This is a genomic window from Rahnella sp. AN3-3W3 (genome assembly GCF_003263545.1).
GTDB classification, from domain to species: Bacteria; Pseudomonadota; Gammaproteobacteria; order Enterobacterales; family Enterobacteriaceae; genus Rahnella; species Rahnella variigena.
In genome coordinates, this window is record NZ_JYDG01000105.1 from 1 (window position 1) to 10413 (window position 10413).

11 protein-coding genes and 1 tRNA gene are annotated in these 10413 nt (G+C 52.5%); 3 read left to right on the forward strand and 9 right to left on the reverse strand.

Features of this window, described 5'->3' with window-relative positions; translation table 11 throughout:
- Positions 1-114: 114 nt before the first annotated feature.
- The 6 genes from UC15_RS23050 to xerD form a co-directional block, all read right to left on the reverse strand.
- Positions 115-188 (reverse strand) — tRNA-Gly (locus UC15_RS23050).
- Between the two features lie 150 nt (positions 189-338).
- Positions 339-1868, reverse strand: a complete 1530-nt coding sequence (gene lysS / locus UC15_RS23055; RefSeq protein WP_112291242.1) for a lysine--tRNA ligase — start codon at positions 1866-1868, stop codon at positions 339-341.
- A gap of 9 nt (positions 1869-1877) precedes the next feature.
- Positions 1878-2976, reverse strand: a protein-coding gene (prfB, locus tag UC15_RS23060; protein ID WP_112291244.1) for a peptide chain release factor 2 whose coding sequence is annotated in 2 segments (ribosomal slippage) — positions 1878-2900 and positions 2902-2976 — 1098 coding nt in all. Because the reading frame shifts where the segments join, the coding sequence is not laid out codon by codon here.
- Between the two features lie 130 nt (positions 2977-3106).
- Positions 3107-4840 carry a single-stranded-DNA-specific exonuclease RecJ gene (gene recJ / locus UC15_RS23065; RefSeq protein WP_112291245.1) on the reverse strand — a complete coding sequence of 578 codons (1734 nt, stop codon included), beginning with the start codon at positions 4838-4840 and terminating at the stop codon, positions 3107-3109.
- 6 nt (positions 4841-4846) lie between these two features.
- Positions 4847-5566 (reverse strand): bifunctional protein-disulfide isomerase/oxidoreductase DsbC, encoded by a 720-nt coding sequence (dsbC, locus tag UC15_RS23070; protein WP_112291247.1) that lies wholly within the window; start codon positions 5564-5566, stop codon positions 4847-4849.
- 25 nt (positions 5567-5591) lie between these two features.
- On the reverse strand, positions 5592-6551 hold the full coding sequence (gene xerD, locus UC15_RS23075) for a site-specific tyrosine recombinase XerD (RefSeq protein WP_112291248.1): 960 nt from the start codon (positions 6549-6551) through the stop codon (positions 5592-5594).
- Positions 6552-6661: 110 nt separating this feature from the next.
- Here xerD and fldB point away from each other — a divergent pair, with 110 nt between their 5' ends.
- The gene (gene fldB, locus UC15_RS23080) at positions 6662-7180 is read left to right on the forward strand and encodes a flavodoxin FldB (protein WP_112291250.1); all 519 of its coding nucleotides are present in this window, start codon (positions 6662-6664) and stop codon (positions 7178-7180) included.
- Between the two features lie 33 nt (positions 7181-7213).
- Here fldB and UC15_RS23085 read toward each other — a convergent pair whose 3' ends face one another.
- Together UC15_RS23085 and sdhE are read right to left on the reverse strand one after the other, a co-directional pair.
- Positions 7214-7666: a protein YgfX gene (locus UC15_RS23085; protein WP_112291252.1), complete on the reverse strand. Its 453-nt coding sequence runs from the start codon at positions 7664-7666 to the stop codon at positions 7214-7216.
- Positions 7647-7913: an FAD assembly factor SdhE gene (gene sdhE, locus UC15_RS23090; protein WP_112291258.1), complete on the reverse strand. Its 267-nt coding sequence runs from the start codon at positions 7911-7913 to the stop codon at positions 7647-7649. The genes UC15_RS23085 and sdhE overlap by 20 nt, the downstream gene beginning before the upstream one ends.
- 278 nt (positions 7914-8191) lie before the next feature.
- Here sdhE and ygfZ point away from each other — a divergent pair, with 278 nt between their 5' ends.
- Positions 8192-9184 carry a tRNA-modifying protein YgfZ gene (ygfZ, locus tag UC15_RS23095; RefSeq protein ID WP_112291253.1) on the forward strand — a complete coding sequence of 331 codons (993 nt, stop codon included), beginning with the start codon at positions 8192-8194 and terminating at the stop codon, positions 9182-9184.
- A gap of 48 nt (positions 9185-9232) precedes the next feature.
- Here ygfZ and UC15_RS23100 read toward each other — a convergent pair whose 3' ends face one another.
- Complete coding sequence (locus tag UC15_RS23100; RefSeq protein ID WP_112291255.1) at positions 9233-9763, reverse strand: class IV adenylate cyclase; 531 nt, start codon at positions 9761-9763, stop codon at positions 9233-9235.
- A 200-nt stretch (positions 9764-9963) separates the two neighbouring features.
- Between UC15_RS23100 and UC15_RS23105 the strand changes: the two genes are divergently transcribed.
- Positions 9964-10404, forward strand: a complete 441-nt coding sequence (locus tag UC15_RS23105) for a DUF1198 domain-containing protein (protein WP_112291257.1) — start codon at positions 9964-9966, stop codon at positions 10402-10404.
- Positions 10405-10413: the final 9 nt, after the last annotated feature.

The following is a 10413-nucleotide window of genomic DNA, read 5'->3' on the forward strand; positions in this document are numbered from 1 at the left end:
TTTTTTTCAGGGATCAAATTTTAGATGTGCGAAAACGTCGTACAGGAAATACGAATAAAAGATATTGGGTTGTGAATTTTGTAGGGTATTGAACAGATTTAAGGAAGAAGCTTTTGGAGCGGGTGAAGGGAATCGAACCCTCGTATGCAGCTTGGGAAGCTGCCGTTCTACCATTGAACTACACCCGCATCGGTGTGCGACTGGCATTATAACCGGTTACGACGGCGGAGCAAGGCGTGATTGCGGATAAACGCTGGAGTTTTAAGCAGTTAGCGTATGGCGTGATCTGCGGCATGAAAAAGGGCGCCGGAGCGCCCTTTTGTTGTTTCTGAGGAAACTTATTTTTGTGTCTGCGGACGCATTGCCGGGAACAGGATAACGTCGCGGATGGTGTGGCTGTTGGTGAACAGCATAACCATACGGTCGATACCAATGCCCAGACCGGCAGTCGGTGGCAGGCCGTGTTCCAGCGCTGTTACGTAGTCTTCGTCGTAGAACATCGCTTCGTCGTCGCCTGCATCTTTCGCAGAAACCTGATCAGCAAAACGCTGTGCCTGGTCTTCTGCATCGTTCAGCTCAGAGAAGCCGTTACCGATTTCACGGCCGCCGATGAAGAATTCGAAACGGTCAGTGATTTCAGGGTTCTCGTCATTACGGCGCGCCAGCGGAGAAACTTCTGCCGGGTACTCGGTAATGAAGGTTGGCTGGATCAGCTGTGCTTCAGCGGTTTCTTCGAAGATCTCGGTCACGATACGGCCCAGGCCCCAGCTCTTCTCGATTTTGATGCCGATAGATTCTGCGATAGCGGTCGCTTTAGCCAGATCGTCGAGATCAGCAACATTAGTTTCCGGACGGTATTTGCAGATCGCTTCGCGCATGGTCAGCTTGGCGAAAGGCTTGCCGAAATCGAAAGTCTGGTCGCCGTACTGCACAACGCTGCTGCCCAGAACGGATTCAGTCAGCGTGCGGAACAGGGTTTCAGTCAGAACGATCAGGTCTTTGTAATCCGCGTACGCCATGTAGAGTTCCATCATGGTGAACTCTGGGTTGTGACGCGGAGAAACGCCTTCGTTACGGAAGTTACGGTTGATTTCGAATACGCGATCGAAACCACCAACAACCAGACGCTTCAGATACAGTTCCGGCGCGATACGCAGGTACATGTCGATGTCGAGGGCATTGTGGTGGGTGATGAACGGACGTGCCGCCGCGCCACCAGGGATCACCTGCATCATCGGGGTTTCGACTTCCATGAAGCCGTTTTCCACCATGAAGCTGCGGATGCCAGACATGATCTGAGAACGGATTTTGAAGGTCTTACGGGAATCTTCGTTAGCGATCAGATCGAGATAACGCTGGCGGTAACGCGCTTCCTGATCCTGCAGGCCGTGGAATTTATCCGGCAACGGACGCAGTGCTTTGGTCAGCAGACGCAGTTCAGAACAATGGATCGACAGTTCGCCAGTCTTGGTTTTGAACAGTTTACCGGTCGCCCCCAGGATATCGCCCAGATCCCATTTCTTGAATTGCTCGTTGTAGATGCCTTCCGCAAGGTCATCACGCGCAACGTAAAGCTGGATACGGCCGCCGACATCTTGCAAGGTTACAAAAGATGCCTTGCCCATGATACGGCGGGTCATCATACGGCCACCGACGGTGACTTCGATGTTTAATGCTTCCAGTTCTTCGTTGGTCTTTTCGCCATATTTCGCATGCAATTCATCAGAGATGCTGTCACGACGGAAATCGTTAGGGAAAGCGATACCGGATTCGCGCAGTAAAGCCAGCTTCTCACGACGAGCTTTCAGCTCGTTGTTAAGATCTGGTACGTTTTCTGCGCTTTGCGCTGCTGGTTGTTGCTCAGACATTTTGGTTCCTCATAACCCGGCTTTCAAACTTGCCTCAATGAATTTATCCAGGTCGCCATCCAGTACGGCCTGCGTATTTCGCGTTTCGACGCCCGTGCGTAAATCTTTGATACGGGAATCGTCCAGCACGTAAGAACGAATCTGGCTGCCCCAGCCGATGTCAGACTTGTTGTCTTCCAGCTGCTGTTTGTCCGCATTTTTCTTTTGCATCTCATACTCATAAAGCTTCGCACGCATCTGCTTCATGGCCTGATCTTTGTTTTTATGCTGGGAGCGGTCGTTCTGACACTGAGTCACAATGTTGGTCGGAAGGTGGGTAATACGTACCGCAGATTCCGTTTTGTTGACGTGCTGACCACCCGCACCGGACGCGCGGTATACGTCGATACGCAGGTCGGCAGGGTTAATTTCGATTTCGATATCGTCATCCACTTCCGGATACACAAACGCGGAACTGAAAGACGTATGGCGACGGCCACCGGAGTCGAACGGGCTTTTACGTACCAGTCGATGAACGCCGGTTTCAGTACGCAGCCAGCCGAACGCGTAATCACCGATAATCTTGATGGTTGCAGATTTAAGCCCTGCCACTTCACCGTCAGACTCTTCGATAACTTCTGTTTTGAAACCTTTAGCTTCTGCCCAGCGCAAATACATACGCAGCAGCATGCTCGCCCAGTCCTGCGCTTCCGTACCACCGGAACCCGCCTGGATATCGAGATAGCAGCTCGCGTTATCGTATTCGCCGGAGAACATGCGGCGGAATTCCAGCTGTTCCAGTTTGGCGGTCAGTACATCGAGTTCGGCAACCGTTTCGTTGAACGTGTCTTCATCGTCGGCTTCAACAGCCAGTTCCAGCAGGCCGGTCACATCTTCCGCGCCCTGTAGCAACTCATCGATGGTTTCAACAATAGCTTCCAGAGAGGAACGTTCTTTGCCCAGCGCCTGTGCGCGTTCTGGCTCGTTCCAGACGTCCGGCTGTTCCAGCTCGGCGTTTACTTCTTCGAGGCGTTCTTTCTTGGCATCATAGTCAAAGATACCCCCGAAGAACGACTGTCCGCTCGGACAGGTCCTGAATGCGGTTCTTAACCGGATTAATTTCAAACATGATTTTTCGCGTCTTACGTTAGATTCGGAGTTGGCCCAATGCCATTCGAACCGCCGATTCTAACGGAATTAGCGGTCTTTTTATAGCAAAGAGCCGTTTTTTTGCAGGGTTTATTGCGGGTGAAAATCGCTTATTTCGGCCATAAATGTTCGATGATCAACTGAACGCTGCGATTTCCCCGAAATTCATTGATATCCAGCCGGTACGCCAGCTGCACTTCGCGGATACTGCTGTCCGGCCAGAAGGTCGGATCGATATTAAAGGCGATACCGTCGAGCAGCGGACCTCCGCCGATGGGCTCAATCATCAGTTTGAGATGACGTTCTTTCAGCAGTTTCTGTTGCAGAATGCGGAACGTGCCGTCAAACGTCGGTTCCGGGAACGCCTGCCCCCACGGACCGCCGTCACGCAGCATTTCAGCCGTATCAATCGTCAGTTCACGGGCCGACAGCTCACCATCCGACCACACCACACCCTCCAGATGCGAAGGATCCAGCCATTCGCCGACCAGCTCTGCGAATTTGTCACGAAACTCGTCGAACTTGCTTTCTTCCAGCGACAAACCGGCAGCCATCGCATGTCCGCCAAATTTCATCATCAGACCGGGATTAAGCGTATCGAGACGTTCAAGCGCATCGCGCATATGCAAACCCGCAATCGAACGGCCGGAGCCTTTCAGAATGCCATCGCCTGCGGGAGCAAACGCAATCACCGGCCGGTTAAAACGCTCTTTCAGACGTGATGCCAGAATACCGACCACGCCCTGATGCCATTCCGGATGGTACATCGCAAGCCCAAACGGCAGCGCGTCGGTGCTGCGCTCGAGTTTGTCGCACAGCGCCAGCGCTTCAATCTGCATGCCCTGCTCTATCTCGCGGCGGGTCTGGTTCAGCGCATCCAGATCACTGGCCAGCGCACGCGCCTGACCGATATCTTCGCTGAGTAAAAGCGCCACGCCAACCGACATATCATCAAGACGTCCGGCGGCATTGAGCCGTGGCCCGAGGGCGAAACCTAAATCGCTGGCGCACAATGTGCGGGCTTCGCGCCCCGCCACTTCGAGCAGTGCACGGATACCCGCCCGGCATTTTCCGGCACGGATGCGGTTAAGTCCCTGATACACCATGATGCGATTATTAGCATCAAGCGGCACAACATCCGCCACGGTTCCCAGCGCCACCAGATCCAGATGTTCCGCCAGATTAGGGATCGCCAGACCGTTTTGCTCGAACCAGCCGCTGTCACGTAAAGCACTGCGCAACGCCAGCATCAGATAGAACGCTACGCCGACGCCCGCCAGCGATTTAGACGGGAACTCGCAGCCGACCAGATTCGGGTTAATAATTGCTTCGGCATCCGGCAACGTTTCGCCCGGCAAGTGGTGATCGGTGACCAGCACCTGAATCCCCTTTTCATGGGCGAGCGTGACACCAGCATGAGAGGAAATACCGTTATCAACGGTCAGGATCAGCTCTGCGCCGCGTGACGCTGCCTGTTCGACGACTTCCGGGCTGAGGCCATAGCCGTCTTCAAAACGGTTAGGTACCAGATAATCCAGATTCCCGCAGCCCATGCTGCGTAAAGACAACAGCGTCAGCGCGGTGCTGGTTGCGCCATCCGCATCAAAATCACCGACGATAATAATACGCAGACGTTCAGCCAGCGCTTTTTGCAATAACGCGACCGCAGTATCAATGCCGTCGAGTTGCTGATAAGGCAGCATTCCGCGCACGCTGCGCTCAAGTTCCTGACTTTCTTTCACGCCCCGGGCGAGATACAAACGGCGCAACAAAGGGGAAAGATCGGCGGGAAGTTCCACGCCAGTCGCTGCCTCACGGCGGCGAAGTTGAGTCTGCAAGGTCACGAAAAATCAACCACCCGTTTTATGTGAAGGATCCTGCTGATCAAGCATGGCGGCCATTTCTTTTGGCGGCTGATAGCCAGGGATCAAAGTACCGTCTGCCAGCACCACAGCCGGCGTGCCAGTGACGCCAAATTGCACGCCCAGCTCAAAGTGTTTCGCTATATCACTGGTTTTGCAGGTTGCTGGAGTGATGTCATCACCACGCATTGCCGCATCAAAACTGGTTTTGCGGTTGCCTGTACACCAGATCGACTGCATGTCTTTCTCTGTTTTAGAATTCAGCCCCTGACGCGGAAACGCCAGATAACGCACCGTAATCCCGAGATCGTTATACTCTTGCATCTGCTGATGCAGTTTGTGGCAATAGCCGCAGGTGATGTCGGTAAACACCGTAATCACATGTTTTTCGTTTTTGGCTTTGTAGATGATCATCTCGTTTTGCAGCGCATCCAGCTTTTTCACCAGCGCTTTGTTAGTCACGTTGACCGGATGAGTGCCGCTGACGTCATACATCGGCCCCTGCAAAACATGCTTGCCATCTTCAGTGATATAAATCGTGCCGCTGTCGGTGGAAACGGCGCTCAGGCCTTTTACCGGCGTAGGCTGTACCTCGGCATTGCTCATACCCAGTTTGCCCAGCGTGGCTTTGATTGCTGCATCGTCAGCATGGACCGCGGAGCTCATACACGCAGTCAGGAATGTCAGCAGCAGTAAACCTTTTTTCATCATGTCGTCCTTTCTCTCCGGCGGGTTACGCGCGGGGATGATGTTGTTGATGTAGCTGTTTGAGTCGTTCAGTCGCTACATGGGTGTAAATTTGAGTGGTTGATAAGTCACTGTGACCTAACAACATTTGCACCACGCGCAGATCCGCACCGTGGTTTAGTAAGTGAGTGGCGAAAGCGTGGCGCAGAACGTGGGGTGACAAACGTTCCGCATCAATGCCCGCAAGGATCGCATAGTGTTTGATACGATGCCAGAACGTCTGACGCGTCATTTGCTGCGCGCGGTTACTCGGGAAGACGATATCCAGCGACTGACCGTTGAGCAGCCACGGTCTGCCGTGCTCGAAATAATTCTCGATCCAGTACACCGCTTCCTCGCCCATCGGCACCAGGCGTTCTTTATTCCCTTTACCGATAACCCGCACCACCCCCTGCCGCAGGCTCAGATCACTGAGCGTGAGCCCGACCAGTTCAGAAACACGCAAACCGGTGGCGTACAGCAGTTCGAGCATGGCTTTATCGCGCAATTCCAGGGGAACATCCACACTTGGGGAAGCCAGTAACGCATCGACCTGCGCTTCACTGAGATCTTTCGGCAGCCGCTGCGGTAATTTTGGCGAAGACAGCAAGGCCGTCGGATCATCCTGACGTACAGATTCGCGGTTCATATACTGGAACAAACGGCGCATCGCGCTGAGCAACCGCGCCGAACTGGTGGCTTTGTAACCACCTTCAATACGTTCGGAAAGGAAAGACTGCAAATCTTCCGCACTGACATGCAGCAAATCGGTCTTATTGTGATGCAGCCAGCCGAGCAGAGATTTCAGATCCTGCCGGTAGGACGAGAGCGTATTTTCAGCGAGATTCCGCTCAATCCACAGCATATCCAGAAACTGTTCTGTCAGGCTCTGATCCGCCTGATTCACCGCTTGCAGAGCCTGCTCAGAGGTCACATCCTGAGTGTTCACATTGTCTTGTTTTGGCATTCCGACTCCTGTTTCCTGAGCACATACTGCGCCAGCCATTATGCCTTTCATGCATCCAAATCTGCTACACTGCCTGCCATTCGTATTCTTATGACGTTATGGCAACAAGCATGAAAATTGGACTTTTCTACGGTTCCAGCACCTGTTACACCGAAATGGCTGCGGAAAAAATTCGCGACATTCTGGGCGAAGAACTGGTTGATTTGCACAACATTAAAGATGTTGATCCTGATGTGATGGAAGACTACAGCATCCTGATCCTCGGCATCCCGACATGGGATTTCGGCGAAATTCAGGAAGACTGGGAAGCCGTCTGGAATCAACTTCCTACGCTTAAATTACGCGGCAAAATTGTTGCCATGTACGGTATGGGCGACCAGCTCGGCTACGGCGAATGGTTCCTCGACGCGCTTGGGATGCTTTACCATCAGCTGGTGCCGCTGGGAGTTCGCTTTATCGGTTTCTGGCCGACTGAAGGCTTTGAATTTACCAGCCCGAAACCGCTAAGTGCCGATGGCAAACATTTCGTCGGACTGGCACTCGACGATGTAAATCAGTTTGATCTCACCGAAGAGCGCCTGCAACAGTGGTGCGAGCAAATCCTGCTGGAAATGGACGCCCTGCTGTAACGCCTCGCCATCAGCAACAGGTACGCCGCAACTTCAGCCCGGTTTTGCCGGGCTTCGCGGATGAGCATTCAGCAGTATCTGACGCAAATGCCGCCACTCTTCCTGACTCATGCTGTCCGAGGCCAGCCACAAACGCTGCCTTCTGCTGCGCATTGCCTGCGCCAGACCGCCTTTGAGTTTCTCCCGACGCAGTGAAAGCAACGCGCCGTGGCTTATCATCCACACAGGTTGTTTAATCTGCCATTCATGACCGCGCCACAATAGACGGTAATCATCAGTCAGAACAACTTCACCCGTACGTGCCGTAATACGCCGCTGACTACGAATGCATTCAAACAGCACCAGCAACAGCAGCGTCATCCAGACAGGCCAGTAACCCGCAGGCCAGGGTGCCAGCAAAATCATCAGCATCACCGCACCGTAACATCCCAGTGAGAAAAGCTGACTGCGCCAGGACACCCTGAGATCACATCGCCACAGGGCCACGGGCTTTGTTTCGCGTCTGAATAAGGGCAACCATGCGTTGTAATTCGGTATCGTTTGGCTCGCCGTGATTCATCAGCCAGTTGAACAGATCTGGGTCATCGCAGGTGAGCAGGCGGACAAACACCTCTTTGTCGGCCTCACTCAGCGAATCATATTCATGCTCGAAAAACGGCATGATAGAAATATCCAGCTCGCGCATACCACGGCGACAGGCCCAGTGAACTCGGGAACGGTTATTAATATCCAGTTGATTTTTGCTTTCCATAACAAGGCTCTTTGTTGGGATACAGAACGTGAGTTTCTTTATGTCTGCGATGATTCTACCAGCGGCACGTCAAGCAACGTAACTTTTCAGTGCCCTGTTTTGTCAATCTACGTGATGTGCCGTAAAACCTGCTGTAAACCTGTCGGATGTTTTACATTCTCTGGAAGGCATCCCGTAAAAGGCACCAATAACTGTTTTCAAAGCGGGTGGGCTCTTTTACCATGAGGCATCAGTCACATTTCATTGACCGGGATTAGAAAATGGCTAACGAATTTCCCTTTCCACCGCAAAAACCTTCAGCGTCGTCTCATCTGCCGCTGACGTTGATCTCTCTGGAAGACTGGGCGCTGGTAACCATGACCGGCGCAGACACCATGAAGTACCTGCAAGGTCAGGTCACTGTGGATGTCGATGCGCTGGCAGCCGACAGCCACGTTCTTTGCGCGCATTGCGACGCGAAAGGAAAAATGTGGAGTAACCTTCGTCTGTTCAAACGTGGTGACGGTATGGCATTTATTGAGCGTCGTAATTTGCGCGACACTCAGTTAACCGAAATGAAGAAATACGCGGTGTTCTCTAAAGTGACGTTCACGGCTGACGACGACGTCGTATTGCTCGGCGTGGCAGGTTTTCAGGCCAGCGCCGCGCTGACAGGTCTCTTTTCAACATTACCAACGGCAGAGCAACAGGTCGTGCAACAAGATGAAACCACCCTGCTGCATTTCTCCCTGCCGGCAGAACGTTATCTGATTGTGACCAGCCCGGAAAAAGCCCGTCAGGTGGTCGAAGAATTAGGCGAGCAGGCGCAGCGTAACGACAGTCAGCAATGGCTGGCGCTGGATATCGAAGCCGGTTTCCCGGTGATTGATACACCAAACGCCGTTCAGTTTATTCCTCAGGCGACCAACATTCAGGCGCTCGAGGGCATCAGTTTTACCAAGGGCTGTTACGCCGGTCAGGAAATGGTAGCGCGAGCAAAATACCGTGGCGCCAATAAACGCGCGCTTTACTGGTTGTCCGGCAAGGCGAGCAAAGTGCCCGCTCCGGCAGATGACCTTGAATTGCAACTCGGGGAAAACTGGCGTCGTACCGGTACCGTTCTGGCGGCCGTTCAGCTCAGCGACGGCACGGTTTGGGTTCAGGCGGTACTGAATAATGACCTTGAAGCCGACGCTAATCTGCGTGTGCGTGAAGATGCCACCAGTCAGCTGAGCATTCAGCCATTGCCGTATTCGCTGGAAGAAACGAAGTAACAGTAACTGACATAACCGCCTTCGATCCGCAAGGCGGTGATTATTCACTTAATCGTGAGAGTGTTTGCCTTTGGCATTGAGCAAATCAACATAAGCCTGATCGACCAGTTCCTGCCGCTCGATGCCTAACTTTTCCAGTAAATCCTCAGCAATCGCAATGCCCTGTTCCGGCGTTTCGCTCTCGTCCAGCACCACTTCAAACTCAAGATAATCCCCCAGATGTTTGACCCGATCGAGATGCAAACGGGTCTGGCCGGTCATAAATAACGTCCGCTGTTTGATGACCCGCCCGGCAGCGCCATAAGCCAGCGTCAGAGTTTCACGCAGACTGTCGGGATCCTGAGTTTCGGTCAGCTGGTAGAAACTGGTTTTCGGGCCTGCCTGATCCGGACGCTGATAGAAAATCAGTTCACCGCGATCAGGCGAAAAAGTGCGTAATTTAAGTCGTCCGTGCGGGCAGATAAAAAAGGTATCGTCCTGATCAATGATGTCCGGCAAGCCGTCGGCAAGCAGAGCAAGTTTTTCATACATCGCTGAAAAATCATCAATTCTGGCTTTAATTTCAATGTTTCTGGCCATCCGTTACTCCTTTAATGGTTCACGCTTTTTATCTGATTTAATCAATATCCCATGACCTTACAATGACATTCTGCGAAGCGGGCGCAAATTCTTTGTCACTCCTTCACGTATTTCCTGTCATTAGCAGATAAACTCCCCACATCGGGTGTTGCATGCACCTTTCACATCACGCCAGAAAAGGCCGGAGGCCAGAGTCCAGAATGATATGGATTATGCTTGCTGCAATTGTTGTGGTTTTTATTGTGGGTTATTGGTTTATGACGGCAGACACCCGTAAAGCGAACGCGTCTCTCGCCAGTCTGTTGAAAATTAAGCCGGTTTATATTGATTCAATGCTGCTGGAAATGGGCAAACGACAAAGTCAGATGTTTATCCGCTCAATAAGCGGTGGATACGCTGAAGAGATCCGCAAAGCTGCCTACGTTGTATTTATTTATCAGACATTTATTAAAGATGCCTCAGAAGAAAACATCATCCGCTGGCGTAATATTCTGGTGCGCGCGCATTTACCGCCACAGCTGAGCAGCGAACACGCCGAACTGGCGCTGTTTTATTTCGCTGAACTGGATATCGAACCTTTCGAACTGGCGCAGTTTCGCCGCGACTACAATCAGACGTATAACCAAATTCATCTGGTATAGACGCAAAAA

Bases quoted from the DNA above. Each gene is read 5' to 3' on its own strand.
- UC15_RS23105 (WP_112291257.1), top strand. From the start codon at position 9,964: ATGATATGGATTATGCTTGCTGCAATTGTTGTGGTTTTTATTGTGGGT.
- xerD (WP_112291248.1), bottom strand. From the start codon at position 6,551: ATGCCAAAACAAGACAATGTGAACACTCAGGATGTGACCTCTGAGCAG.
- dsbC (WP_112291247.1), bottom strand. From the start codon at position 5,566: ATGAAAAAAGGTTTACTGCTGCTGACATTCCTGACTGCGTGTATGAGC.
- lysS (WP_112291242.1), bottom strand. From the start codon at position 1,868: ATGTCTGAGCAACAACCAGCAGCGCAAAGCGCAGAAAACGTACCAGAT.
- fldB (WP_112291250.1), top strand. From the start codon at position 6,662: ATGAAAATTGGACTTTTCTACGGTTCCAGCACCTGTTACACCGAAATG.
- UC15_RS23100 (WP_112291255.1), bottom strand. From the start codon at position 9,763: ATGGCCAGAAACATTGAAATTAAAGCCAGAATTGATGATTTTTCAGCG.
- ygfZ (WP_112291253.1), top strand. From the start codon at position 8,192: ATGGCTAACGAATTTCCCTTTCCACCGCAAAAACCTTCAGCGTCGTCT.